Raw genomic sequence first — 25126 nt, forward strand, 5'->3', positions numbered from 1 at the left:
CATCGCAGGCGGGATGACGCGGCCTAGGATAGGCAAAGCCTGTGCGCGGAAAACCAGGGGTTTCGGTAAAAGACTCTTGCATGGGCGTGGGGTGTGGCGTTTGCGCCGCAAGATCCGGCATCACTTGCGTGCCTGCCTTCTTCTGTCCCCTGACCATACTTCCCCTCCAGGAGGCCCGCTGGTCGGATTGGTGGGTATGGTGTTGATAGATCGCATTCGGTGGTTATACTAACCACCGCTGCGAACAGCCCAAGGAAGGGTTCATGAACAGCCGCGTAATGATTTCGGTGATCGAGGCCGATGGTTGGTACCTGGTGCGATCCAAGGGCAGCCACCATCACTTCAAGCACCCCCACAAGGCTGGGCTGGTGACCATCCCGCACCCGAAGAAGGACCTGCTGCCCGCCACTGCGGCCAGCATCCTGCGCCAGGCGCGGATCGGCTACGCCAGCTGACCAGGAGAGCCACTGCCATGTTATTCCCCATCGCCATCCTGCCCGGCGACGATCAGCACGCCTGGGGCGTGGAAGTCCCGGACATCCCGGGCTGCTTTTCGGCCGGTGAAGACCTCGATGACGCCATTGCCATGGCCCGCGAGGCCATCGAGGGCCACCTCGAACTGCTCGCCCAGGACGGCGAGGAAATCCCCAAGGCCAGCAAGGTGAGCGTGCATGCGGCCAACCCTGACTACGCCGGATGCACCTGGGCACTCATCGACATCGATATCACCCGCTACCTGGGTAAGGCCGAGAAGCTCAACATCACACTGCCGGCCTACCTGCTCACCCGCATTGATGCCTACGTGAAGAACCATCCGGAGCAGAAAAGCCGCTCGGGCTTCCTGGCTGAAGCGGCGCTGAGAATCCTGCAGGGCGACTGCAAATAGCTACGCTGGGCCCGCGTTGGGCAGCCGTCAGGTGCCCGAGGCTTCGCGGCGCAGGTTCAGCAAGTAGCCTTGGTTGCGGATGGTGAGGATCTGCGCGGCTTGGCCCGGCGCACGGCGCAACTGTTGGCGCAGGCGGCTGATGCACATGTCCACCGAGCGGTCGTCGGGCAGGTGGTCGCGGCCGAACGCGCTACGTGTCAGATGATCGCGGGATACCACGCGGTTATCGGCCTGCAGCAGTTCGTGCAGCACCCGGTAGTCGGAGCGTGGCAGGGTCAGGGCCTTGCCGTCGGGGTGGGTGAGCAGTCGTCTGATGGGGTCCAGTTCAAAGCCTGCGAATCGCTGCGGCTGGGTAGCGCTTTCGTCGCCGTTGGCTTCCAGCTGTAGGGGCCGGCGCAGCACAGCCTTGATCCGGGCAACCAGCTCGAGGGGCTCGAAGGGCTTGGCCAGGTAGTCGTCGGCGCCTGCTTCCAGGCCTGTAATACGGTCCAGGGTGCTGCCCTTGGCCGACAGCAGGATCACCGCCGGCCCCGGCAGCCCCTGCAACTGCCGGCACAGGCTCAGGCCATCCTCGCCGGGCAGCATCAGGTCCAGCACCACCAGGTCGACCTTGTGCAGGGCCAGTTGCGTGCGCATCTGCTCGCCATCTGCGGCCGGCAATACCTGGTAGCCGGCATCACTCAGATAATCGCAAAGAAGTTCGCGAATCTCGTCGTCATCGTCGACAACCAGCAGGGTGGTGCTCATGGAAGGGTACCTGTAAAAATGCGAGCGGCAGCGCCCGTTACGATCAACGTTATCCCCGCGCAGACCGGCATGCCGGCAGTGCGTGAAACGACGCAATCGTAACAAAAAATCATCTGCGAATGCGAAGTCTTCGCAAATGCTGCCGATCGCCGCTAGCGAATCGGTCCAGGCGCTTCCAGCTGTTTCATCAGGTCGTCATTCCATTGCCCTTCGACCTGCACGTGCGCAGCGGCACCCAGCATCACGGCCTCGATCAGGTTGTGATTGAGGTAGGTGTACAGGCCGGGCTGGCGGAAGGTGTACAGCGCCGCGCCTGCGGCACCGCCGGGGATAAACCAGGTTTCCAGGTTGCGCTGCGGCGGGTTGGCGAACTTGCCGGCGGCCCACACGTAGTCGCCATGGCCGCCGATCAGGTGCGGGCGGGTGTCGCGGTTGGCTTGCGAGTGGACGATCAGCACCGTTTCGCCGAGCGTGGCGGTGAGCGCGTGCTGGCCGGTCAGTGCGCCGACGCTGCCATTGAAGACCACGTGCGTGGGGATGAGCCCCTTCATTACCTGGTACATGTCGGCGAAGCTCGCCGATGGGCTGGCGTAGCGCTTGTACTTGCCGTCCTTGTCGCGCGGGATGTAGTAGTCCTGCTCGCCGATGTACCAGACCTTGTCGTATTGCAGCGCACGCCCGTCGCCGTCCCGCAGGCCGTCCCGCGGCAGCACCATGATTGCGCCGTTCATGCCGCACACCACATGCCAGGGGATCATCACCCCGCCCGGCGCGCAGTGGTACACGAACACCCCGGCGCGGTCCGCCTTGAAGCGCAGCTTCACCTGCTCGCCAGGCTTCACATGGGTCAGCTCACCACCGCCGAGCGCGCCGGTGGCGGCATGGAAGTCGATGTTGTGCACCATGCTGTTGCTGGCCGGGTTGACCAGGGTGAGCTCCACGTAGTCGCCCTCGTGCACCACCATCAGCGGGCCGGGCACCGAGCCGTTGAAGGTCATGGCATGGATGTAGGCCCCCTCGCTGTCGACCGCCAGTTCTTTCTCCTCGATCTCCATGCGGAACTCGACGATCCGCGGTTTGCCAGGCGCGCGCTGGCTGTGGGCATGTACCTGGGGTGGTGCCACCAGCTCGACCCGGGTGCGTTCCAGCTGGGTCAGGTCCGTGGGCGGATTATTGGTCGCCGCCGCCGCCGCCCGGGCCAGGCCGCTGGCCAGCACGCTGCTGCCAACCCCCAGCAATACACCCCCCGCCAGCACCCCGCGCCGCGTCAGGGCTACGCCTTGTTGCTCACTCATGGGACTTCTCCTTAAGTCGACGAAAGCCGTCGGCACAGGAATACCCATTTTGAAAGCAGGGTTTATTGAGCCCAAACAAGAAATCGAGCGGCAGGGCAATCTGTCGCAATTGTGGCCGATAGCTACTATGGAGTTACGCGGGCTGCCACGCGCAGCGACTCAGGGAGCACAGGGAGTGAGCCGTTTCGTCAGTTTCGAGGTCAGCAATCACCGTCAGTATGTGATCAGCATCGATCACATCATTGCGCTTTATCCGCTTGCTCAGGAAAGGACGTTTGCTAAAGGAGGGATCGTGCTGATCAACGGGCTGGGGAAGGAGGGCAAGCATGTGGCGCTGGAGCTTAGCGGGCCGGAGATCAGGAAGCTGCATAAGGCGCTGTTGCTGGAGTGACGGGGTGGGGTGTGCGACTGGATGATCCCCGGAAACGCAAAAGCCTCGACTGACGTCGAGGCTTTTTGAGTGTGGTGCCGGCACCAGGAATCGAACCCGGGACCTACTGATTACAAGTCAGTTGCTCTACCATCTGAGCTATACCGGCACAGGGGCGTCATTATAGCGATGGATTCGCGGCTGTAAACTACTTCTTGCAATCAATGCGTAACGCCCTAAGTCACCGAGCGCAAAGGAGAATTTTCCTACCAGCCGCGGTGGATGGTGGTGACGCTTGGTTCGGTCTTGCCGGGGTTGAAGAACAGCTTGTCGTTGTCGCAGCCGCGCTTGCGGCAGGGGGTGGCGACGTGCAGCGGCAGGCCGCGGTCGCCGCCGAGCTGCATGCCGGGCATGTTCCAGTCCAGCGGTGTCGGCTTGGCCGGTGGCGTGCTGCTGGCGCAGCCAGTCAGGGCCAGGGCGACGGTCAGCAGGGCGAAGGGCTTGGCGTGTTTCACGATTTTCGAATCCGTTCCAAGGTCAGTCTGTGTTCAAGAGGCGGCTGCAACGCCAGCTGCTCCCTCGCGGGGATCGGTAGCTTGGTATTGGCAGCTGTGACGCGCGTCCCGTTAATACGATGAGGCCATGCCCCTACGCGAACAATCACGGTTGTTGGCATCCTTGATCATTTTTCGCACAGTGCTGGCAGATCACCGGGAGGGTTGTTCTGCGCGTGTTGGCTCGATTGAACAGTGCATGATCACGTGGACAGCCGGCGATGATACACCGAACGAGCCGATGAAGCTTAGCCGTGCTGTGGATGACTTGCGGGGCCACGAGGCATGCTGTGTTCCAGTCGCTCCATGGGTGGTTAATATAATTTACGTGCCGTTCTGGATGTTTTCAGGAGTTTGTTCGGTATCACTGCAATTTAACAGCGTCTTTATTTGTGTTTTTTCTATCGTTTTGACTTTTTCGATTGCCTAAGCTAATTTGTTGTTCATTATGTTGAACAGTAAAGCTTTCAAGCTCCTCTCCACCTCCCGCCTGGTTTCCCGTGAGCGTCACTGGACCGGCGACCTCTAGCGCCACCCTCCCACTACAGCCTTAAACCTTTCTGTATTGCGCCGACGCCTGTGCGTTCGGCTGCTGTGTCGCCCATGGGAGGGCACCATGCGTTCCTGGATCTACCTGATCGTCGCCATCACCGCCGAGGTGATCGGCACGGCGTCGATGAAACTCGCCGCCACTCATTTCCCCGTGGCTGGGCATGCCGTGATGTACGTCATGATTTGCCTTTCGTATTTCTTCCTGGCCCTGGCGGTCAAGCGTGTACCGGTCGGCGTGGCTTATGCGCTGTGGGAGGGGATCGGCATCGTCCTGATCACCCTGGTCAGCGTGCTCTGGCTGGGCGAAAGCCTGGGCTGGGCCAAGGCCCTGGGGCTGGCTGTGATGATTGCCGGCATCCTGCTGATCAAGGCGGGTACCCGCAGCAAGCCCGTCGTGGTTGAAGGGGAGGCATTGCCATGCTGATTCCCTTTGCCTGGCTGGGCCTGGCCATCGTGCTGGAAGTGCTGGCCAACCTGTTGCTCAAGTATTCCGACGGTTTTCGTCGCAAGGGGCTGGGCGTAGCCTCGATCTTCTGCGTGCTGGCGGCCTTCACCGCTTTGGCTCAGGCGGTGCAGGACATCGAGTTGTCGCTGGCCTACGCCATCTGGGGCGGCTTCGGCATCCTGGCCACTGTCGCCATGGGTTGGGCGCTGTTCGGTCAGCGTCTGGCCGGCCGTGGCTGGCTGGGGCTGGCGCTGCTTCTGGTCGGCATGGGCCTGTTGAAACTGGCTTGAAATGCCCTGTTTCAGGCGGTTTCCAGCTTGCCGCCGAAATGCTTATGCACAAGCGGCATTTTTTGCTTGCGCGAAAGGCATGCCGACTGGCAGTGCCACCGGTCTTTGCGCAAAGCCCTGTTTTTGCTGGTTTTCAGCTGGTAAGCGGAATAAGCAAAGCGGCGCAAATAGCGCTTGGATCCAAGCCTTGGACATTTTCATCACAAGCTTGTGCACAGACTTATCCACAGGTTGTCAGCTGCGCTGCGGCGATCCGTCGCGTTCGGCCAGCAGCAACAGGTTGCGTGGCGTCAGCGGGTATTCGCAGAACAGTCCTACGCGCACGGCATAACCTTGCTCTTGGAGGTACAGGGCTCGGTCGAGCACCAGCCACAGTTCCAATGGGCGGCGGAACAGGTTGCGCACCAGCTCCAGGTTGCGCACCTGAGCCAGCCGTTGCCAGCCCTGCGACTCAAGGGCGGCCCAGTCCGTCGTGCCGCTCAGTTCGACCTGGCGCAGCGCGGCAAGGTCGCGGCAGTACTGCTCGAAGGGCTTCTTCAGCCAATCGACCGGCAGTGACGGTGTTGGCAGATACGCATCGATACCCCGCTGTTGGCGCTGCAGCAGGTCGAAACCCAGGCGCCTGGCCATCGAGCTGTCGCGCTGGCGGCGTACCCGGGCGCTGGAGGTGACGGCCTCGCTCAGCGGTAGGCCCAGATCGCCGATCGACAGCTGCAGGGCAGAAGCCTGTGCGGCTGTGGATATCGCCTTGTACTGCTCGCCCTGGATGCGGTTGTAGCAGCACGGCGCCACGGCCAGTTGCTGGCAGCCTTGCTGGCTGGCCAGGTGCAGCAGGCGCACATGCAGATCGCCACAGGCATGCAGGGCAATCACGCTTTTGTCGCCATCCAGCTGCTGCATGCTGTCTGCGGCCATCACATCCTGCTGCACATGGTGGGCGGGCAGTTGATGGTGATCGCTCAGCGCCTGGCCGGCGTTGACCAGCTCGGCGTCGTACTCCAGGCAGGTCAATTGCTGGCCGGCTTGCAGCAGGCGGCGGCCCAGGTGGCCCTTGCCCGAACACCAGTCCAGCCAGTGCCGGGTGGGCTGGCTGAAGCTCAGGCGGCGGCTGAAGGCCTCGATCTGCTGCCATTTGCGCCCAGGGACATTGGCGTCAAGGCGATGGCCGGCCGGGTGCAGGCCCGCGTCGGGCAATTCACCCACGGCAGACAACTGCCGGGCCAGGCTGGCCAGTTGCGGAAAGGGGGCTGGGGCCGGAAGCTGTTCCGGGTGTTGCTGGACGGCTTCGGCTTGTTCCAGGGTGCGATTGCGCAGCCATGCGGACAGCTCTGGGTACTGGCTTTCCCAGCCCAGCTGCAGCTCGGTGAACGGCCGTGGCCGCCACAGCGGCTGGTGCTGAAGCAGAAAATGGTCAAGGGCCTGGAAGCGCTCGAGGAGCTGGCTGCCTTGAAGGGGGAGTGTTGTGTTCATTCAAGCACCGAGGCGCAATTGAAAGGGGCCGCAAAGCGGCCCCGAGCGTGTTGCAGGTTAGCGCCCCTGGCAGGCATCCACGCGCAACCAGCGTTCCAGCAGCTTGAAGCCCTGCACCAGGAAGAACGAGATCACCAGGTAGAACACCCCGGCGGCAAAGAAGATCTCCACCGGCAGGTAGGTACGGGCGATGATGGTCCGTGCCATGCCGGTCAGCTCCAGTAGCGTCACGGTGCTGGCCAGGGCGCTGGCCTTGAGCATCAGGATCACTTCGTTGCTGTAGGCCGGCAGGCCGATGCGTGTGGCGCGCGGCAGCATGATGTAGAACAGCGCCTTGCCCCGCGACATGCCCAGTGCCCGGGCGGCTTCGATCTCGCCCTTGGGGATCGCCTGCAGTGCGCCGCGCAGGATCTCAGCGATGTAGGCGGCGGTGTGCAGGGTCATGGTCAGTACCGTGCACCAGAACGGGTCGCGCAGGTACGGCCACAGCGCGCTGTCACGCACCGCGTCGAACTGAGCCAGGCCGTAGTAGACCAGGAACAGCTGCACCAGCAGTGGCGTGCCGCGGAAGAAGAAGATGTAGCCGTAGGGTAGGGCGCGCACGTACCAGTGCCGCGAGGAACGGGCGATGCCCAGCGGGATGGCCAGGATCAGCCCGGCGATGACCGCGATGGCCACCAGCTCCAGGGTCAGGACCGCGCCTTCGGCCAGTCGTGGCAGCCACTTGATGATGACTTCCCAGTTCATTTATTCGGCCCTCATGAAGCCGCGGGCGGCGCGTTTTTCCAGGAAGTACATGCCGATCATGGCGACGATGGTCAGGCTCAGGTAGATGCAGGCGGCCACCGCGTAGAAGGTGAACGGTGCCTTGGTCACGGTCACGCCGATCTGCGCGTGGCGCATGATTTCTTCCAGGCCGATCACCGACACCAGCGCGGTGTCCTTCATCAGGATCATGAACAGGTTGCCCAGGCCCGGCAGTGCGATGCGCCACATCTGCGGCAGGATGATCCGCGACAGGATGCGGCCTTTCGACAGGCCCAGGGCCAGGCCCGCTTCACGGTGGCCCTTGGGGATGGCCAGGATCGCGCCGCGGAACACTTCCGTGGCGTAGGCGCCGAAGCACAGGCCCAGGGCAATCACACCGGCGGCGAATGCGCTGAGTTCGAGCCCGGGCATGTTGAGCGCGTCGCCGAGGCTGTTCATCAGGCCGACGGTGCCGAAATAGATGAGCAAGACCCACAGCAGCTCGGGCACGCCGCGCACCAGGGTCGAGTAGAAGCCGCCAAGCCATTGCAATGACTTGATAGAGGAAGTCTTGGCCAGGGCGCCAAGCAGGCCCAGGGCCAGCCCCAGCAGCAAGGCGCAAAGCGCCAGTTTTACGGTCATCAGGGTGCCGGCCATCATGGCCGGACCGAATCCGTGCAGGTCGATATTCATGGGCAGCTTTGTTCAAGGGACCCGCACCGCGCAGGGCGGTACGGGTCGGGAGGGCATCACTCGATGCTGAACGGGAAGTACTTGTCGTTGATCTTCTTGTACGTGCCGTCAGCTTTGATCTCGGCCAGGGCCTTGTTCAGCTTCTCGCGCAGCGGGTCACCCTTGCGCACGGCGATGCCGATCTTGTCGCTGTCTACTACAGGTTCGCCTTTGAACTCGTAGTCTTTGCCCGCGTCGGACTTCAGCCACTCGTACTGCACGTACTTGTCGGCCAGGATGCCGTCAACGCGACCGGAGGTCAGGTCGAGGTAGGCGTTTTCCTGGGTGTCGTATAGCTGAATGGACTTCAGCACGTCCTTGTAGTTGTCTTCAAGCCAAGTGCCGGCCAGGGTGGCGCGCTGGGTGCCGATGGTCTTGCCCTTGAGGTATTCCTTGTCGGTCTTGAAGTCGACTTTCTTCGGCGCGATGAACTGCAGCTTGTTGGAGTAGTAGGGGTCGGTGAAATCCACTGCCTGCTTGCGCTCGTCGGTGATCGACAGCGACGACACCAGGAAGTCGAACTTCTTGGCGTTCAGGGCTGGGATGATGCCGTCCCAGTCGGAAGTCACGACCGTGCACTCGACCTTCATCTTGGCGCACAGGGCGTCGCCGATGTCCTTGTCGAAGCCGACGACCTGGCCGCTGGCGTCCTTGTTGTTGAACGGTGGGTAGGCTGCCTCGATACCCATGCGCAGTTTTTCTGCGGCCATGGCGTTGGCCGACATCACCAGGGTGGCAGCAGCGGCCAGGAGGAACTTCTTGTAAGTCTGCATGTATTGCTCCGTTAGCGGTGGCTGGACATGAATTGCTTGCAACGCGCCGAGGTCGGGTTTTCGAAGACCTGCTGCGGCGATCCCTGCTCTTCGACCAGGCCCTGGTGCAGGAAGACCACTTCACTGGACACCTGGCGGGCAAAGTTCATCTCGTGCGTCACCAGCAGCATGGTACGGCCTTCTTCGGCCAGGGCGCGGATGACGTTAAGCACTTCCTGGACCATTTCCGGATCGAGCGCCGAAGTCGGCTCGTCGAACAGGATGACCTTGGGCTTCATGGCCAGGGTACGGGCGATGGCGGCACGCTGTTGCTGGCCACCGGAAAGCTGGGCGGGGTAGCTGTGGCGCTTGTCGAAGATGCCGACCTTGTTCAGCAGCGCCTCGGCGTGCTCGATGGCCTCGGCCTTGCTCTGGCCAAGTACGCGGCGCGGCGCCTCGATGATGTTGTCGAGGATCGACATGTGTGGCCACAGGTTGAAGTTCTGGAAGACAAAGCCGATCTCGCTGCGCAGGCGGTTGATCTGGCGGTTGTCGGCGGCGATCAGGTCGCCGTTTTTCTGCGCCTTGAGCTTGAGGGCTTCGCCGGCGACCAGGATTTCGCCCTGGTGCGGGTTCTCGAGCAGGTTGATGCAGCGCAGCAGGGTGGACTTGCCGGAGCCGGACGAGCCGAGGATGGAGATCACGTCACCGTCGCGCGCGGTCAGCGAAATGCCCTTGAGAATTTCCTGCTCGCCGTAGCGTTTGTGCAGGTTACGGATTTCCAGCGCGGGCGTGGCCTGGGCCATGTGCGGTCCTCATGTGTTCGGGTGCGTTCCCAGCTGTTGGCGGCCTTCCTGGCGAGCGCCACGCTAGCATAGCGGCGCAACAGCGGCCAACCGGGTCGCAAGGGGCTTCGGTCATTGATGGGGCAGTTTGTCGCATCGTTGCAGTGGACTGTCGCGAGGATGTCCGCAATGGCGTTTTGCCCAGCACCGGAGCCTTGATGAAAAAAGGCGCGATGGTGCCAGCTTTGGTCAAAGCATGGAAGCGGTTTTGGCCCTTTTGCCGCGAAAGCAGGTGCAACCGCCCATGTGACCGGCACAGGGTGGCGTGGGAGCGGGCTTGCCCCGCGATGGCTTCGGCAGGACTGAAGGTGTTGGGGCGACAATCGCTATCGCGGGGCTAGCCCGCTCCCACGCAGATCGCATCATGGCTGAAACAATGGTTGTACCTTTGGTTGCACTATTTTGCCTTGCCCTGGTGCGCGGGTGTTACCGGGGAGCACCTTTGGTGCGTTTGTAAGTGGGTATTTCAGTAATCCGGACTTGGCATGGAGATTTGGCGGGCTTTCGGTCAAAGCCTGGCAGAAAGGCCGCAAAGCCAGAGAATTTGCTGCCGTCAGCCATTCCAGATAAATGGCATTTAAAAATGGCGCGCTTATTGCCAGTGGGAAAAGACCGAATGCGGCGACGCCTAAATCACCCCTTGGTGCGCTTCGTATTCCCTTCATTCGGGTGGTCCACTCCTTACAAAGGTAGTTTTATGAGCGGTAACAATTCCAATGACCTCGCTCAGGGGCTCAAACAACGGCATGTGACCATGCTGTCCATCGCAGGCGTGATCGGCGCCGGCTTGTTCGTCGGCTCCGGCCATGCCATCGCCGCCGCCGGCCCTGCCGTGCTGCTGGCCTACGCCGCTGCCGGCACCCTGGTTGTACTGGTGATGCGCATGCTCGGTGAAATGGCGGTTGCCTCGCCCGACACCGGTTCTTTCTCGACCTACGCCGACCGCGCCATCGGGCGCTGGGCCGGTTTCACCATCGGCTGGCTGTACTGGTGGTTCTGGGTGCTGGTGATTCCGCTGGAGGCCAACGCCGCCGCAGCCATCCTGCATGCCTGGTTCCCGGCCGTGGACCTGTGGGCGTTCTCGCTAATCATCACCCTGGTGCTGACCGTTACCAACCTGTTCAGCGTGAAGAACTACGGTGAGTTCGAGTTCTGGTTCGCCCTGCTCAAGGTGCTGGCGATCATCGGCTTCATCGTCGTCGGTTGCGCGGCCATGTTCGGCATGGTCCCGAGCAGCCAGATCAGCGGCGTCAGCCACCTGTTCGATACCCAAGGCTTCATGCCCAATGGCCTGGGCGCCGTGCTGGCCGCCATGCTGACCACCATGTTCTCCTTCATGGGGACCGAGATCGTCACCATCGCCGCCGCCGAGTCGAAAGACCCGGGCAAGCAGATCAGCCGGGCCACCAACTCGGTGATCTGGCGTATCTGCCTGTTCTACCTGGTATCGATCTTCCTGGTCGTGGCCATGGTGCCGTGGAACGATCCGACCCTGGCCGAGAAAGGCTCCTACCAGACCGTCCTCAGCCTGATCGGCGTGCCGAATGCCAAGCTGATCGTCGACATCGTCGTGCTGATTGCCGTGACCAGCTGCCTGAACTCGGCGCTGTACACCTCCTCGCGCATGCTCTTCTCCCTGAGCAAGCGTGGCGATGCCCCGGCAGTCGCCCAGCGCACCACCAAGGCGGGCACCCCGCACTGGGCCGTGCTGCTGTCCACCGCTGCGGCCTTCCTGTGCGTGTTCGCCAACTTCCTGGCCCCGGCCGCGGTGTTCGAGTTCCTGCTGGCCAGCTCTGGCGCCATCGCCCTGCTGGTGTACCTGGTGATCGCCGTGTCGCAACTGCGCATGCGTGCCCAGCGTGAAGCCAGCGGCGAGAAGATCTCGTTCAAGATGTGGATGTTCCCGGGCCTGACCTGGGCGACCATCGCCTTCATCGTCGCCATTTTGGTGGTGATGGGGCTGCGTGAGGATCACCGCGTCGAGATCATCGCTACCGCGCTGCTGAGCATCGCAGTTGTGGCGGCAGGCTTGCTGGTGCACCGCAAGCGCGGCGCTGCCGGGCGCGTGGCGCTGGATACCTGATTCGCAGCCGGTGAAATGAAAAGGCCGCGCCCTGTGAAGGGCGCGGCCTTTTTGTTTGCCTGGGAGGGCCCCATCGCCGGCAAGCCGGCTCCCACAAGGACTGCACGCTACTCTGTGGGAGCCGGCTTGCCGGCGATGAGGCCGGAGCAGGCGATACAGCTGTTCAGCCGAACTGCTTCTGCTGTTGCTGCCCCTTGGCCACCACCTCGGAGGCTGTGACATAAGCCGCCTGGAATTCATCGCTCTCAAGCCAGGCCATGGTCGCGTCCTCGTCGGTGCCGTCGAGCCATTTGCGGTAGGCGGTGAACACCATGACGATGTAGTCGGTGGCGTGCTCTTCCTTGTGACCCTTGAGCACCAGTGCCAGCAGTGGGTCAACCAGGAACACCGAGATCATCGGCACCAGGCCGTTTTCCTGGGCTTCTTTCATCTTGTCGAACAAGCTGTTGTAGCTGCCCGACTCCATGGCCTTGTTGAACACCTGCTCGACGCTGGCGCTTTCGCCGGTGCTGGCCTTGACCGCCTGGCCGCTGCGCACCATGCGGTTCTGCTTGGCCTTGGTGGCGGCGCGCTTGGCGCGTTTCTGTTGCTTGGTGTTGGTGGCCATGAGGCGGTCCTTGGAGGTATCTGGTAAAGGCGCGTATTGAAGCGCAGTTGCCCTGAAAACCCAAGGGCGAGGCGCCGCGTGGGAGCGGGCTGGCCCCGCGATGGCCGTTACAGAGGGCTCGGCGCCGCCGGCTCATCCTCCTCGAACCCCCGCGAAGCCCGCCCGACCAGCAGCGGATCCGGCGCATGCGCCACGCTGTGGTCCTTGCCCGGATAGTCCAACGAATGCAGGAAATGCCGGATGCAGTTGATCCGCGCGCGCTTCTTGTCGTCGGACTTGATCACCGTCCACGGCGCATCGGCAGTATCGGTGTGGAAGAACATGGCTTCCTTGGCGGCAGTGTAATCCTCCCACTTGTCCAGCGACTTGATGTCGATGGGCGACAGCTTCCAGTGCTTGAGTGGGTCGTCGCGCCGCGAGATGAAGCGGCGCAGTTGCTCCTCGCGGTTCACCGAGAACCAGAACTTGAACAGCAGGATGCCGCTGTTGCACAGCATCCGCTCCAGGTCAGGCGCCTGGCGCATGAACTCCAGGTATTGCAGCGGCGAGCAGAAGTCCATCACCCGCTCGACCCCGGCGCGGTTGTACCAGGAGCGGTCGAAGAACACCATTTCACCGGCGGTGGGCAGGTGCTGGATGTAGCGCTGGAAGTACCACTGGCCTTTCTCCTGTTCGGAGGGCTTCTCCAGCGCGACGATGCGAGCGCCACGCGGATTCAGGTGCTCCATGAAGCGCTTGATGGTGCCGCCCTTGCCCGCTGCGTCACGGCCCTCGAAGAGGATGACGATGCGCTGGCCGGTTTCCTTCACCCAGTTCTGTACCTTCAGTAGCTCGATCTGCAGCGCGTGCTTGGCCTTGTCGTAGTCCTGGCGGCGCATGCGCGTACGGTAGGGGTAACTGGCCGGCAGGTGCGCCGAGGTACTGTCCTCGCTGCTGCCTTTGCGGGCGTTGGCCACTACCAGGGCGGCGGGTTGCTGGCTGACCTGGGTGATGGTCTCTGGCACGGGGGCGTTGGTGGCGGGCTTGCGCTGGCGTGGGCGGCGGGTGCGGGTGACGGGCTTGGTGCCGCTGCCGGTGTCGGTCGGCGACGGCAGGAGGAGGGTGGCGGATTCTTCGCTCATGGAGGTCCTTGCGGGGTCGGTCGAGTGTCCACCTTCCATCCTAAGGCCATAGGGAGGCTGGCTTTTTGATGCCGATCAATCCGGCAGAACGATGCTCGCTGAGGTGAGCGGTCGGATGTGGCTATAAATGGAAATATTTGCAGGGGGTGTTCTGTCGCGCGCGCTGTGAAGGGCTATGGCCGGGTGGCTATAATCGCCAGATGTTGAATCCAGACCAAATCCGCCCCCTCCTGAAGCAATGGGTCACCAAGGTGATGCCCCATGAGTCCGGTGACGTGTTCATCGAGGAGCTTTGCTTTATCGACAAAGCCCGGCGTGCGGATCTCGTGCATGCGAACGGAAAACTCAGTGCTTTCGAAATAAAATCGCACGCGGATACGCTGGTTCGGTGGGGTGGTCAGCAAGAGGCTTACCTGGCGTGTTTCGATGAAGTATGGCTTTGTTGCCACTCCCGTCACCTGATAAAGGCCCTGGAAGTGTCGGTAGCCAACGTCGGGATTCTGGTATTCGACGACTTCTCCGGAATGGTCATGGTGAGAAGCGCAAAAGCGAACAAGAGGCAGGAGAAATTCCATCTCACGGGGTTCCTCTGGCGGGAGGAGTTGGACAGGCTGGCCCGAGAGCATGGAGTTGCTGTGCGGAGCAAGGAACTCATAAAGACAGTGCGTCAACGGGTCAGCGACGCACTGCCGCTTGAAGTTATTCGTACGTTTGTTCTGGCAGTGCTGAAGCAGCGCTACGCTTAGATCAGATCGTCCAGGTCATCAATGTCGATGGGTTCAAGTGCTGTGCGTTGGCGATCCATGATGGACTTCAACATGGCGCAGATGTGCTGATTTATCCGATATCCGTTCCAAGTGCCATTGTTTCCATAGTTAGTTGAAGTCGCGATAATTCTTGCGTACTCCCTGGTCGCCCAACAGAAATCATCACCATGGTATCCCGGTAAGTTGCGGATCTCTTTGGCTATCTCGATGTAGTTACCAAACTCTTTGTCTCCCCCTTTGCGACGTTGCCACCATTCGGTTGGCGTGTAGTAGCAGCCGAAGGGAAGTACGGGCATGCCCACCACATATTCCATCGGAGCGGTAGGGTTGGTGGCGGCGTAGTCTCCGTACACCAGCTCGATACCTGGCTGATTTCTGTTCACGGTCGCCTGCCAGGCGGTATCGAAGCAGGTGGCTGAACGTGAGCTGTTCGATGCGGGTTTGTCGATGGGGAATGATGTGCTGAGCAGGATTACCGCAGCGGGCATGTAGGCGCCGATATCCTTGAGCAAGTGGTCGAAGTCTGATCCGCTGGCGGTGCTGGACGGGGCAGAGGCGATGAAGTCCAGAATGATATGCGCACAGCGTGGGGCTGACAGTGAGTCGAGTGTCGCAAGCAGGCGGTTGCGAGAGGTTTGGGTCGGTTTCTCCGGGCAGGTGACTCGGATGGCGATATTGTCGAAGTCACGCTCAAGTGAAAGAGCTAACTGGATGACGTCTCGTTGCGTATCGTCGTCAGTCCAGGAGATGACAGGAATAACGTTCGGGTTTTTATTGCGAACTTGATAGATGAACCTTCTTTTTTGTTCAAATGCATTGGCAGGGCTGTGCAGATTATTGGCAGATATGAAGGCCTCCCGTATATCCTTCTTGCCTCTGGATACATCAAGAAAAAAGGGATGTTCAGTCCAGTTGTTCAAGAAGGTCTGTAGATGCCGGTCATCATCGCCGCGCATGTCAAGCAATGGTGTGAATGAGTTTCTTCTTTCGGGCTCGAGATTTATCAATGCCTTGATGTCGTTCTGGCCTACTCGTAAACAGGCGGAATACTGCATGTTCAACTCCCTGTAAGTCCTGGATGTGGTGCAAGTGTCCAGTCAAGGTAGACCACTTGCCGCGATCTGCCTAAACATCCAAGTGTGTATGGATGTTGCGAGTTTGTTGGGTGTTTTGAACGTGATGATTAAACTCGGGATGTTACCTAGGAAGGTTCCTATAGCCTGCCCATGTCTTTTGGGGTCAGATCGAGACGTTTGATGCTAGTGGCCGCTGCTTGGCTCAGGGGCGTGCGAATACAGCCGCATACAATTGCGGGGCGGCGTGCGAAGCGAAGGAGGGGTGAAGCGCTGTCATGGGGCGCTTGCTGGTGAGCGCTGACGAAAGCTGCCTGTCAGGCAAAAATCTCAGGCAACAAAAAACCCGCACTAGGCGGGTTTCTTGTGTCGCTTCGGGTAACTTTGCAACCACCAGAAGCTGAAGGTGGTGCCCAGAGACGGAGTCGAACCGCCGACACGAGGATTTTCAATCCTCTGCTCTACCGACTGAGCTATCTGGGCGACGAGGTGAATTAAATAGATTTCCAGACCGCTCGTCAACGACTTTTTTGAAAAAATTTAAATTAATTCCGTCGCTTACGATTTTTGGGGTCATTCCGACGGCGGAACGTAGCCTTCAGCCTTGGCGTAATCCTCGCCGGCGAAGAACTTGTCCATCTCGGCCTGGATGAACTTGCGGTCCTCGGCGTTCATCATGTTCAGGCGCTTCTCGTTGATCAGCAGGGTCTGGTGCTTCTGCCAGTCGGCCCAGGCCTTCTGCGAGACGTGTTCGAAGATGTCCTGGCCCTTGGGGCCGGGGTAGGGCGCGCGTTCCAGGCCTGGCAACTGTTCTTTGTATTTGCGGCACATCACGGTGCGGGTCATGGGTTCTCTCCTGCAATCAGTTCGTCGGCCGCGCGTTGCAGCAGCTTCTTGACCGGGGCGGCGAGGCCCAGGCGCGGCGGGGTGGCGAGGTTATACCAGAGCCAGTCGGGCTCGGCCACGTGCGCGCCGACGGGGTCGACACGCACCAGCCACGGCTCGATGGCCAGCTGGAAATGGCTGAAGGTGTGGGTCAGGCCTTGCAAGGCCTGGCTGCCGGCCAGGCGCAGGCCGTGCTGGTAGGCGAGGTCGTCGAGCTGCTCGAGGCTGTCCAGCTCCGGCAGGCTCCACAGGCCCCCCCACAGCCCGGTGGAGGGCCGGCGGTAAAGCAGGATCGCGCCTTCGTGGTTGGCCAGCAGCGGCATCAGGGTCTTGCGCTGGGGCAAGGCTTTGCGCGGCTTGGGTTCCGGGTAGCGGGTCTCTTCACCGTGCAGATGGGCTTCGCAACCACGCTGCAGCGGGCAGATCAGGCAACTGGGCTTGCTGCGGGTGCACAGCGTCGCGCCCATGTCCATCATCGCCTGGGTGAAGTGGTTGACCCGCGTCATCGGTGTGAAGCGTTCGGCGGTGGCCCACAGCTGGTTGGCCACTTTCGGCTCGCCCGGGTAACCCGCCTGGGCAGTGAAGCGGGCCAGCACGCGCTTGACGTTGCCATCGAGGATCGGCGCGCGGATGCCCATGCTGATACTGGCGATGGCCCCGGCGGTGGAGAGGCCGATGCCGGGCAGTTCGGTGAGCTGCTCGACACTGCGCGGGAACTCGCCGCCATGTTGCGCGACGACGATCTTCGCGGCCTTTTGCAGGTTGCGTGCGCGGGTGTAGTAGCCCAGGCCCGTCCAAAGGTGCAGCACTTCGTCTTCTGGTGCTTCAGCCAGCGCCTGCACGGTCGGCAGCGCCTGCATGAAGCGGTCGAAGTAGTTGAGCACGGTGCTCACCTGGGTCTGCTGCAGCATGATTTCCGAGACCCACACCCGGTATGGGGTGATGCCCTGTTGCCAGGGCAGGTCGTGACGACCGTGCTGGTCGTACCATTCCAGCACGGCGCTGGAGAACTGCTGGGGGCTCATCGCTTGAACAGCCCCTTGAGCGCATCTTTGAGTTCCGGGCTCACTTTGTCTCCGAGTTTTTCTTCGAGCTTTTCATCGATCTTGTCCTTCAGGCGGTTGCCGGCCAGTTTCGCCGCCACCTTGCCCAGGCCGTCCTGGTCCAGGCGGCAGGCCTTGGCGCCCAGCTCCAGCGGGCCACGGCAGCGCAGCGGCACTTCGATACCGGCAAAGCGCTCGTTGACCTGGCAGGCCGGGTCGGGCATCGCGCGCTGGTCGCCTTCGACCACCACGCCGACGTTGTAGTCCATGCCCAGCACCCGCAGGTCGAGGTCGCCATGGCCGTTGACGGTCAGGCCGGGAATGCGCGCCTTGAGGTCCGGGTTGCTGGCCACGCCATTGCGGATCACCAGGCTGCCGCGCAGCTCTTCGAACGGCGTGTCCTTGCCGCGCGGTTCGCTGCCGAGCTGTTTGCGGTTGAGGGTGGCGATGGCCTGGCACAGTTGCTGTTCCAGGTTGGCGTTGACCAGCACGCCATCGTTGATGGTGAAGCTGGCGTTGCCGTTGAGGGTGTCGACCAGCGCTTTCTGGCTGTTGCCGGTGGCGGTGAGGTCGCTGGCGAGGGTCAGCAGGCCCTTGACCGGTGGCGCCTGGTCGGGGCTTTCGCGCTTGATGAAATGCTCCACCGGCACGCGGTTGATCTTGGTGTTCACCCCCAGTTGCGGCACGGCGGGGCGCACGTCGACCGTGCCCTTGGCTTCGAAGCTGCCGTTGTACAGGCCACCGCGCAGGGTTTCGAGGGTGATCAGGCCACCCTGGCCGTTGGCCTTGAGCCGGGCGTCGCTGATCGGCAGCTTGTCCAGGGTCAGGGCGCCGAACGCCAGGTCGGCCTGCAGGTCGAGGGCGCGCAGGCGGTCCACCGGCAGCAGCTTGTCGTTGCTCCAGGCCACTTGCGTGGGGGCGTTGGGCAGCGGGGTGGTGCCGGCACCGGCAGTGGCGCTGGCTTCCTGCTGTTTCACCTCGGCCTGGCGCGCCGCGGTGGTGCCCTTGGCCTCCTCGCTCTTGGCTGGCAGATAGCGGTCAGCGTCGAAGGTGTCTGCCTTGAGGTTTACCCGCAGGGCCTGCTTGGCGAAATCTTCGACGGCCACGCGGCCGGTGAAGGTGCTGTCGTCCAGCTTCACCGCCAGGTCTTCCAGGGCCAGGCTGTTCGGGGTGCCTTGCAGGCGGGTGACCAGCTCCAGCTTGTTGAAGGCGGCCGCATCGGCGGTGGCCGGCAACGGGTGGCCGATGCCGTCGAGGAAGGTGCGCAGGTTGAACTGGGCGATGGACAGCCCGCCACTCACCTGCGGCGCCTTGTCCAGGTCGCGCACATTCAGCTCGCCCAGGGCGCGCAGCTGATTGGCCGAGACTTTCAGGCTGCTCCACGAGGCGACATTGGCGGCCAGGTCGACCAGCACCTGGCCTTGCGCGGCGAAGGTCATGGTCTTGCCCGCCAGCGGCTCGCCCGAGGTTTCGCCGGACAGGCGCATGTCTTCAAGGTTGTAGCGCTTGAGCTTGCGGTCGAAGCGCAGTTCGCCGGTCAGCTCGGTGCGCGCCTTGATGTTCGGCTGGCTGGCGCTGAGGAAGGCGCTGGCCTTGAGCGGGATGTTCACGCCTTCGTGCACGGGGCCCGTGCTCAGCTGGATGCTTTCGGCACCGTAGCTTTGGCCGGCCTTCTCGTCGGTGAACTGCACCCGGGCGTTGTTGACGGTCAGGCTGTCGATGTCGAGCTTGACCGAACGCTCGCTGGTTTCGGGCTTGGACGGCTCGCTGGCCGGCGCTTCGCCTGGCGCGGTGGCCGGGGCGTTGGCAACGGCAGGGTCAGGCAGCGGCTTGCCGATGTCTTCCCAGTTGCCGTGGCCATTGGCATCGCGGGTGAGGGTGAGGTTCAGGCCCTCGACCCGCACGTCGCTCATCTGCACTTCGCGGCGCAGCAATGGCAGCACGCGCACGGACAAACCCAGCATCTGCAGGTCGGCGAACGGCACCTTGGGGTTGTTCAGCGTGGCGATGCTCGCCTCGTGCAGCTCCAGGCCCAGCCAGGGGAACAGGCTCCAGCCGATGTCGCCGTTGAGCGTCAGCTCGACATGGGCCTTGTCGCGGGCCAGTTGGCGGATTTCGTCTTTGTAGTCGTTGGGATCGAAGAGGTGCGTCAGGGCGAAGCCCAGCGCCACGATGATCAGCAACAACCCGAGAAGCGACAGCCCCAGGATTTTGCCGAACGCTTTCATGGGCGAGTCCTTGTAGTCCGATTGTGAAATTCAGCGGCGAGTATAGCGCTGTGGCACTTGGCTCTGCGTATCCGACATTTCGACAGTGGGAATGACGGCAGTTCATTTATCACCTGCTCGGCCCTCATCGCGGGGCAAGCCCGCTCCCACGCAGCCATCGTGGGAGCGGGCTTGCCCCGCGATAAGGCCAGAACAGGCGACACAACCTCACCTGAGCATGCGAAGTACCGATTCAGCTGGCAAAAAAAACGCGATATCAGATTGCTTTCATGCCACTGGCTGCTGGTAATCTTGCGCCGCTTTCGCAGCCTCCGCGACCCATTGTCGCGGGGCAATGCCGCAAACGGCCGGCGTCATCCCGGGGGAGACGCCACAGCAGAGCCGGGCCGGCAGCCCGTAAGCAGCCCACCTACAAAAGGAACGACCCATGAGCAGCAGTATCACGACGGAGATGCCGGTAAGCGTGCCCGGTTTCCTGTCGAAGGAGCGCATCATCGCCCGCCCGGGCTTCAACCGCTGGCTGGTACCACCGGCGGCCCTGGCCATCCACCTGTGCATCGGCATGGCCTACGGTTTCTCGGTGTTCTGGCTACCGTTGTCCCAGGCTCTGGGCGTCAGCGCGCCAGTGGCGTGCGCGGCAGACATGGGCTTCGTCGCCCGCCTGTTCAGCGCCGAGTGCGACTGGCCGATCTCCATGCTCAGCTGGATCTACACCCTGTTCTTCGTCTTCCTCGGTTGCTCGGCCGCAGTGCTCGGCGGCTGGCTGGAACACGCAGGTCCGCGCAAGGCCGGCCTGGTGTCGGCACTGTGCTGGTGCGGCGGCCTGCTGATCTCGGCGATCGGCGTAAAGACCCATCAGCTGTGGCTGATGTGGCTCGGTTCGGGGGTAATCGGCGGCATCGGCCTGGGCCTGGGTTACATCTCGCCGGTGTCGACCCTGATCAAGTGGTTCCCGGACAAGCGCGGCATGGCCACCGGCATGGCGATCATGGGCTTTGGTGGTGGTGCCATGGTTGGCGCGCCGCTGGCGACCGCATTGATGGGCCACTTCGGCAGTGCGACTGAAGTCGGCGTATGGCAGAGCTTCGTTGCCATGGCCGCGATCTACTTCGTGTTCATGACTGCCGGCGCCCTGGCTTACCGCGTACCGCCCACCGGCTGGAAGCCAGAAGGCTGGACCCCACCGGCGAAGAAGGCCAACGCCATGGTCACCGACCGCCACGTGCACGTGAGCGTGGCCTGGAAGACCCCACAGTTCGCCCTGGTGTGGCTGGTGCTGTGCCTGAACGTCTCGGCCGGTATCGGCATTCTCGGCATGGCCTCGCCACTGCTGCAGGAAGTGTTCGCCGGCAAGCTGCTGGGCAACGAGCTGACCTTCAGCGAGTTGAACGCCGCGCAACTGGCGCAGATCGCCGCCATCGCCGCCGGCTTCACCGGCCTGCTCAGCCTGTTCAACATCGGCGGGCGCTTCTTCTGGGCGTCGTTCTCCGACTACATTGGCCGCAAGAACACCTACTTCGCCTTCTTCGCCCTGGGCGTGGGCCTCTACAGCCTGGTGCCGAACATGGGGCACATCGGTAACGTGGCGCTGTTCGTGGCGGCGTTCTGCATCATCCTGTCGATGTACGGTGGCGGCTTCGCCACGGTGCCGGCCTACCTGGCCGACCTGTTCGGCACGCAGATGGTCGGTGCCATCCACGGCCGCCTGCTGACCGCCTGGGCCGCCGCTGGCGTGCTTGGCCCGGTGCTGATCACCTACCTGCGTGAAGCGCAGCTGGCGGCAGGTGTGGAGCGGGCCGCGGCCTACGACATGACCCTGTACATCCTCGCCGGGCTGCTGGTGCTGGGCTTTGTCTGCAACATGCTGGTACGTCCGGTGGCCGACAAGTACTTCATGACCGAGGCCGAGCTGGCCGCGGAGCGTGCCCTGAGCCATGACAAGGGCGCCGACAGCGCGCGTTCGCTGGAGTGGCACGCTGCGCCGGGCAGCCTGCCACTGGTGCTGCTGGCCTGGGCCGTGGTGGTGATTCCGCTGGCCTGGGGGGTGTGGATTACCCTGCAGAAGACGGCGGTGCTGTTTCACTGATTGAGATTGCCGGGGGCGCTTTGCGCCCCTATCGCGACGCAAGGCCGCTCCTACAGGCGACCGCAATCCCTTGTAGGAGCGGCCTTGTGTCGCGATAGGGCTGCAAAGCAGCCCCAGTTACACGGTTGTATAGACCTGTAAGCCCGTTATCCCCCCGCAATTGCTAGCCCTGCCATATGTCATCCGCGTTTCAAGCTGGCGCGTTCTGGGCCTATAATGTTGCCCTTTTCGCCCAATGATTTTGCGGAGCTGGTGATGGTCGAACGTAAGGCTTCCGTCGAGCGCAATACCCTGGAAACCCAGGTCAAGTGCTCGATCAACCTCGATGGCACTGGTAAGGCCCGATTCGATATCGGTGTGCCTTTCCTTGAACACATGCTCGACCAGATCGCCCGGCACGGGCTGATCGATCTGGACATCGAATGCAAGGGCGACCTGCATATCGATGACCATCACACCGTCGAAGACGTCGGCATCACCCTCGGCCAGGCGTTTGCCCAGGCCATCGGTGACAAGAAAGGCATCTTCCGCTACGGCCACGCCTACGTGCCGTTGGACGAAGCGCTGTCGCGTGTGGTCATCGACTTCTCCGGCCGCCCTGGCCTGCAGATGCATGTCCCCTACACCCGCGCCAGCGTCGGTGGCTTCGACGTCGACCTGTTCCAGGAGTTCTTCCAGGGCTTCGTCAACCACGCCCTGGTGACCCTGCACATCGACAACCTGCGTGGCCACAACACCCACCACCAGATTGAGACCGTGTTCAAGGCCTTCGGCCGCGCGCTGCGCATGGCCGTGGAGCAGGACGAGCGCATGGCCGGGCAGATGCCATCGACCAAAGGGTGCCTGTAAATGCAGACCGTAGCCGTAATCGACTATGGCATGGGCAACCTGCACTCGGTGGCCAAGGCCCTCGAGCACGTGGGTGCCGGCAAGGTGCTGGTCACCAGCGACGCCGCGGTCATTCGTGAAGCCGACCGCGTGGTGTTCCCCGGCGTTGGCGCGATCCGCGACTGCATGGCCGAAATCCGCCGCCTGGGCTTCGACAGCCTGGTCCGCGAAGTCAGCCAGGATCGCCCGTTCCTCGGCATCTGCGTGGGCATGCAAGCCCTGCTCGAGCACAGCGAAGAGAACGAGGGTGTCGACTGCATCGGCCTGTTCCCCGGCCAGGTGCGCTTCTTCGGCAAAGACCTCAAAGAAGACGGCGAGCACCTGAAAGTGCCGCACATGGGTTGGAACGAAGTCGGCCAGACCAACGACCACCCCCTGTGGCATGACATTCCCGACCGCGCGCGCTTTTACTTCGTGCACAGCTACTACATCAATGCCGGCAAGCCGGGCCAGGTCGTCGGCCGCGGCCACTACGGCGTCGATTTCGCCGCCGCGCTGGCCGAGGGCTCGCGCTTCGCCGTGCAGTTCCACCCGGAGAAGAGCCATACCCATGGCCTGCAACTGCTGCAGAACTTCGTCGCCTGGGACGGGCGCTGGTAAATGAGCAGGTCGCGGACCAAGGCGCCGATCCTCACGCTGGCCCCCGAGCAGGAGCGCGAAGCGCTCGACAAGCTCAAGCGCTTCCTCGAAGACCGTTTCGAGCTGGAGCTGGGGTCGTTCGAGGTGGCCGAGGTCCTCGAGCTGTTTTCCAGAGAAGTTGCTCCGTATTACTACAACAGGGCGATTGCCGATGTTCAGCTGCACCTCAAGGAGCGGTTCGAGAGCATCGAAAGCGACCTGTGGGCTTTAGAAAAGAGCTGAAAGCTTCAAGCTCCAAGCTTCAAGCCAAAGCTTGATCGCCGATCCGACACATAACGCGCATTGCTTGCAGCTTGTCGCTTGCAGCTTGCAGCTTGAAAGGAAAGAGCATGCTGATTATCCCCGCTATCGATCTGAAGGACGGCGCTTGCGTGCGTCTGCGCCAAGGCCGCATGGAAGACTCCACGGTATTCTCCGACGACCCGGTGAGCATGGCCGCCAAATGGGTCGAAGGTGGCTGCCGCCGCCTGCACCTGGTCGACCTCAACGGCGCCTTCGAAGGCCAGCCGGTCAACGGTGAAGTGGTCACCGCCATCGCCAAGCGTTACCCGAACCTGCCGATCCAGATCGGCGGCGGCATCCGCTCGCTGGAAACCATCGAGCACTACGTCAAGGCCGGCGTCAGCCACGTGATCATCGGCACCAAGGCGGTCAAGCAGCCGGAGTTCGTCGCCGAGGCGTGCAAGGCCTTCCCGGGCCGGGTCATCGTCGGCCTGGACGCCAAGGACGGCTTCGTCGCCACCGACGGTTGGGCCGAAGTGAGCAGCGTGCAGGTCATCGACCTGGCCAAGCGTTTCGAGGCCGATGGCGTCTCGGCGATCGTCTACACCGACATCGCCAAGGACGGCATGATGCAGGGCTGCAACGTGCCCTTCACCAAGGCCCTGGCCGAAGCCACCTCGATTCCGGTGATCGCCTCGGGCGGCATCCACAACCTGGGTGACATCAAGGCCCTGCTGGATGCAAAAGCGCCGGGCATCATCGGTGCCATCACCGGCCGTGCCATCTACGAAGGCACCCTCGACGTCGCCGAGGCCCAGGCCTTCTGCGACAACTATTGACAGGAGCGGCAAGCGGCAAGCTGCAAGCTGCAAGAGCAAAGCCAGATCGAGTGTTGCTTTTTCTTGTTGCTTGAAGCTTGCAGCTTGAAGCTGCTCCCCAGGAGCCCATATGGCACTAGCCAAGCGCATCATCCCTTGCCTGGACGTGGACAACGGCCGGGTGGTCAAGGGCGTCAAGTTCGAGAACATCCGCGATGCCGGTGACCCGGTGGAAATCGCCCGTCGCTACGACGAGCAGGGTGCTGACGAGATTACCTTCCTCGACATCACCGCCAGCGTCGATGGCCGTGACACCACCCTGCATACCGTCGAGCGCATGGCCAGCCAGGTATTCATCCCGCTGACCGTGGGCGGTGGCGTGCGTACCGTGCAGGACATCCGCAACCTGCTCAACGCCGGTGCCGACAAGGTTTCGATCAACACCGCCGCGGTGTTCAACCCGGAGTTCGTGGGTGAGGCGGCCGACCGTTTCGGTTCGCAGTGCATCGTCGTCGCCATCGACGCCAAGAAGGTCTCCGGCCCGGGCGAAACGCCGCGCTGGGAGATCTTCACCCACGGCGGGCGCAAGCCTACCGGGCTGGATGCGGTGGAGTGGGCGAAGAAGATGGAAGGCCTGGGTGCCGGTGAAATCCTGCTGACCAGCATGGACCAGGACGGCATGAAGAACGGCTTCGACCTGGGCGTGACCCGCGCCATCAGCGATGCGCTGGGGATCCCGGTGATCGCCTCCGGTGGCGTGGGCAACCTGCAGCACCTGGCCGACGGGATTCTGGAAGGGCATGCCAGCGCGGTGCTGGCGGCGAGCATCTTCCACTTCGGCGAGTACACGGTGCCGGAGGCCAAGGCCTACATGGCTTCGCGCGGGATCGTCGTTCGCTGAAACATTGATTGGGGCTGCTTTGCAGCCCTTCGCGGGTAAACCCGCTCCCACACAACGCTATCCCTGTGGGAGCGGGTTCA

Annotated in this window: 27 protein-coding genes and 2 tRNA genes; 13 read left to right on the forward strand and 16 right to left on the reverse strand. The window is 62.4% G+C overall.

Features of this window, described 5'->3' with window-relative positions; all coding sequences use genetic code 11:
- Window positions 1-263: 263 nt before the first annotated feature.
- The gene (locus EJA05_RS01460) at window positions 264-455 is read left to right on the forward strand and encodes a type II toxin-antitoxin system HicA family toxin (protein WP_125857127.1); all 192 of its coding nucleotides are present in this window, start codon (window positions 264-266) and stop codon (window positions 453-455) included.
- A gap of 17 nt (window positions 456-472) precedes the next feature.
- Window positions 473-886, forward strand: a complete 414-nt coding sequence (locus tag EJA05_RS01465; RefSeq protein ID WP_125857128.1) for a type II toxin-antitoxin system HicB family antitoxin — start codon at window positions 473-475, stop codon at window positions 884-886.
- A gap of 27 nt (window positions 887-913) precedes the next feature.
- Here EJA05_RS01465 and EJA05_RS01470 read toward each other — a convergent pair whose 3' ends face one another.
- Together EJA05_RS01470 and nirK are read right to left on the reverse strand one after the other, a co-directional pair.
- The gene (locus EJA05_RS01470) at window positions 914-1633 is read right to left on the reverse strand and encodes a response regulator (protein WP_125857129.1); all 720 of its coding nucleotides are present in this window, start codon (window positions 1631-1633) and stop codon (window positions 914-916) included.
- Window positions 1634-1785: 152 nt separating this feature from the next.
- Window positions 1786-2928 (reverse strand): copper-containing nitrite reductase, encoded by a 1143-nt coding sequence (gene nirK, locus EJA05_RS01475; RefSeq protein ID WP_125857130.1) that lies wholly within the window; start codon window positions 2926-2928, stop codon window positions 1786-1788.
- Window positions 2929-3103: 175 nt separating this feature from the next.
- Here nirK and EJA05_RS01480 point away from each other — a divergent pair, with 175 nt between their 5' ends.
- The gene (locus tag EJA05_RS01480) at window positions 3104-3319 is read left to right on the forward strand and encodes a hypothetical protein (RefSeq protein WP_125857131.1); all 216 of its coding nucleotides are present in this window, start codon (window positions 3104-3106) and stop codon (window positions 3317-3319) included.
- Window positions 3320-3391: 72 nt separating this feature from the next.
- Here the strand turns inward: EJA05_RS01480 and EJA05_RS01485 are convergent.
- A tRNA-Thr gene (locus EJA05_RS01485) sits at window positions 3392-3467 on the reverse strand.
- Between the two features lie 97 nt (window positions 3468-3564).
- Window positions 3565-3813: a hypothetical protein gene (locus EJA05_RS01490; RefSeq protein WP_110992228.1), complete on the reverse strand. Its 249-nt coding sequence runs from the start codon at window positions 3811-3813 to the stop codon at window positions 3565-3567.
- A 655-nt stretch (window positions 3814-4468) separates the two neighbouring features.
- Between EJA05_RS01490 and EJA05_RS01495 the strand changes: the two genes are divergently transcribed.
- Together EJA05_RS01495 and mdtI are read left to right on the forward strand one after the other, a co-directional pair.
- The gene (locus tag EJA05_RS01495) at window positions 4469-4828 is read left to right on the forward strand and encodes an SMR family transporter (RefSeq protein WP_125462244.1); all 360 of its coding nucleotides are present in this window, start codon (window positions 4469-4471) and stop codon (window positions 4826-4828) included.
- Window positions 4822-5139, forward strand: a complete 318-nt coding sequence (gene mdtI, locus EJA05_RS01500; RefSeq protein ID WP_125462245.1) for a multidrug/spermidine efflux SMR transporter subunit MdtI — start codon at window positions 4822-4824, stop codon at window positions 5137-5139. The genes EJA05_RS01495 and mdtI overlap by 7 nt, the downstream gene beginning before the upstream one ends.
- A 234-nt stretch (window positions 5140-5373) precedes the next feature.
- Here mdtI and EJA05_RS01505 read toward each other — a convergent pair whose 3' ends face one another.
- The 5 genes from EJA05_RS01505 to EJA05_RS01525 are packed head-to-tail and all read right to left on the reverse strand — an operon-like array spanning window position 5374 to window position 9646.
- Window positions 5374-6609 carry a methyltransferase gene (locus EJA05_RS01505; RefSeq protein WP_125857132.1) on the reverse strand — a complete coding sequence of 412 codons (1236 nt, stop codon included), beginning with the start codon at window positions 6607-6609 and terminating at the stop codon, window positions 5374-5376.
- A gap of 57 nt (window positions 6610-6666) precedes the next feature.
- Window positions 6667-7356 carry an ABC transporter permease gene (locus tag EJA05_RS01510; protein ID WP_125462247.1) on the reverse strand — a complete coding sequence of 230 codons (690 nt, stop codon included), beginning with the start codon at window positions 7354-7356 and terminating at the stop codon, window positions 6667-6669.
- On the reverse strand, window positions 7357-8049 hold the full coding sequence (locus EJA05_RS01515; protein WP_125462248.1) for an ABC transporter permease: 693 nt from the start codon (window positions 8047-8049) through the stop codon (window positions 7357-7359).
- A gap of 56 nt (window positions 8050-8105) precedes the next feature.
- Entirely contained in the window at window positions 8106-8861 is a 756-nt protein-coding gene (locus EJA05_RS01520; protein WP_125462249.1) for an ABC transporter substrate-binding protein, read from the reverse strand.
- An 11-nt stretch (window positions 8862-8872) separates the two neighbouring features.
- The gene (locus EJA05_RS01525) at window positions 8873-9646 is read right to left on the reverse strand and encodes an ABC transporter ATP-binding protein (RefSeq protein WP_046853793.1); all 774 of its coding nucleotides are present in this window, start codon (window positions 9644-9646) and stop codon (window positions 8873-8875) included.
- Between the two features lie 736 nt (window positions 9647-10382).
- Between EJA05_RS01525 and gabP the strand changes: the two genes are divergently transcribed.
- The gene (gene gabP / locus EJA05_RS01530) at window positions 10383-11768 is read left to right on the forward strand and encodes a GABA permease (protein ID WP_125857133.1); all 1386 of its coding nucleotides are present in this window, start codon (window positions 10383-10385) and stop codon (window positions 11766-11768) included.
- Between the two features lie 163 nt (window positions 11769-11931).
- Here gabP and EJA05_RS01535 read toward each other — a convergent pair whose 3' ends face one another.
- Both EJA05_RS01535 and ppk2 read right to left on the reverse strand, forming a co-directional pair.
- The gene (locus EJA05_RS01535) at window positions 11932-12375 is read right to left on the reverse strand and encodes a hypothetical protein (RefSeq protein ID WP_125857134.1); all 444 of its coding nucleotides are present in this window, start codon (window positions 12373-12375) and stop codon (window positions 11932-11934) included.
- Window positions 12376-12482: 107 nt separating this feature from the next.
- Entirely contained in the window at window positions 12483-13496 is a 1014-nt protein-coding gene (gene ppk2 / locus EJA05_RS01540; RefSeq protein ID WP_125857135.1) for a polyphosphate kinase 2, read from the reverse strand.
- A gap of 254 nt (window positions 13497-13750) precedes the next feature.
- Here ppk2 and EJA05_RS28675 point away from each other — a divergent pair, with 254 nt between their 5' ends.
- Window positions 13751-14242 (forward strand): sce7726 family protein, encoded by a 492-nt coding sequence (locus tag EJA05_RS28675; protein ID WP_374046940.1) that lies wholly within the window; start codon window positions 13751-13753, stop codon window positions 14240-14242.
- Here EJA05_RS28675 and EJA05_RS01550 read toward each other — a convergent pair.
- The 5 genes from EJA05_RS01550 to EJA05_RS01570 form a co-directional block, all read right to left on the reverse strand.
- Window positions 14239-15318, reverse strand: a complete 1080-nt coding sequence (locus tag EJA05_RS01550; protein ID WP_125857137.1) for a beta family protein — start codon at window positions 15316-15318, stop codon at window positions 14239-14241. The genes EJA05_RS28675 and EJA05_RS01550 overlap by 4 nt on opposite strands.
- 425 nt (window positions 15319-15743) lie before the next feature.
- Window positions 15744-15819 (reverse strand) — tRNA-Phe (locus EJA05_RS01555).
- 90 nt (window positions 15820-15909) lie between these two features.
- Window positions 15910-16182 (reverse strand): oxidative damage protection protein, encoded by a 273-nt coding sequence (locus tag EJA05_RS01560; protein ID WP_125857138.1) that lies wholly within the window; start codon window positions 16180-16182, stop codon window positions 15910-15912.
- A complete protein-coding gene (mutY, locus tag EJA05_RS01565; RefSeq protein ID WP_125857139.1) occupies window positions 16179-17246 on the reverse strand; it encodes an A/G-specific adenine glycosylase in 1068 nt (355 codons plus the stop codon). The genes EJA05_RS01560 and mutY overlap by 4 nt, the downstream gene beginning before the upstream one ends.
- Complete coding sequence (locus tag EJA05_RS01570; RefSeq protein WP_125857140.1) at window positions 17243-19492, reverse strand: AsmA family protein; 2250 nt, start codon at window positions 19490-19492, stop codon at window positions 17243-17245. Before EJA05_RS01570 ends, mutY begins: the two co-directional genes overlap by 4 nt.
- Window positions 19493-19919: 427 nt before the next feature.
- Here EJA05_RS01570 and EJA05_RS01575 point away from each other — a divergent pair, with 427 nt between their 5' ends.
- From EJA05_RS01575 to hisF, 6 genes are all read left to right on the forward strand, one after another.
- Window positions 19920-21578, forward strand: a complete 1659-nt coding sequence (locus EJA05_RS01575; protein ID WP_125462255.1) for an OFA family MFS transporter — start codon at window positions 19920-19922, stop codon at window positions 21576-21578.
- 255 nt (window positions 21579-21833) lie between these two features.
- Window positions 21834-22427, forward strand: a complete 594-nt coding sequence (gene hisB, locus EJA05_RS01580; RefSeq protein ID WP_110992314.1) for an imidazoleglycerol-phosphate dehydratase HisB — start codon at window positions 21834-21836, stop codon at window positions 22425-22427.
- Window positions 22428-23066: an imidazole glycerol phosphate synthase subunit HisH gene (gene hisH, locus EJA05_RS01585; RefSeq protein ID WP_125462256.1), complete on the forward strand. Its 639-nt coding sequence runs from the start codon at window positions 22428-22430 to the stop codon at window positions 23064-23066.
- A complete protein-coding gene (locus EJA05_RS01590; RefSeq protein ID WP_125462257.1) occupies window positions 23067-23327 on the forward strand; it encodes a DUF2164 domain-containing protein in 261 nt (86 codons plus the stop codon).
- Window positions 23328-23434: 107 nt separating this feature from the next.
- Window positions 23435-24166 (forward strand): 1-(5-phosphoribosyl)-5-[(5-phosphoribosylamino)methylideneamino]imidazole-4-carboxamide isomerase, encoded by a 732-nt coding sequence (hisA, locus tag EJA05_RS01595; protein WP_125462258.1) that lies wholly within the window; start codon window positions 23435-23437, stop codon window positions 24164-24166.
- A gap of 109 nt (window positions 24167-24275) precedes the next feature.
- Window positions 24276-25046, forward strand: a complete 771-nt coding sequence (gene hisF, locus EJA05_RS01600; protein WP_023629858.1) for an imidazole glycerol phosphate synthase subunit HisF — start codon at window positions 24276-24278, stop codon at window positions 25044-25046.
- Window positions 25047-25126: the final 80 nt, after the last annotated feature.

This window comes from Pseudomonas oryziphila, from assembly GCF_003940825.1.
Classification (GTDB): domain Bacteria; phylum Pseudomonadota; class Gammaproteobacteria; order Pseudomonadales; family Pseudomonadaceae; genus Aquipseudomonas; species Aquipseudomonas sichuanensis.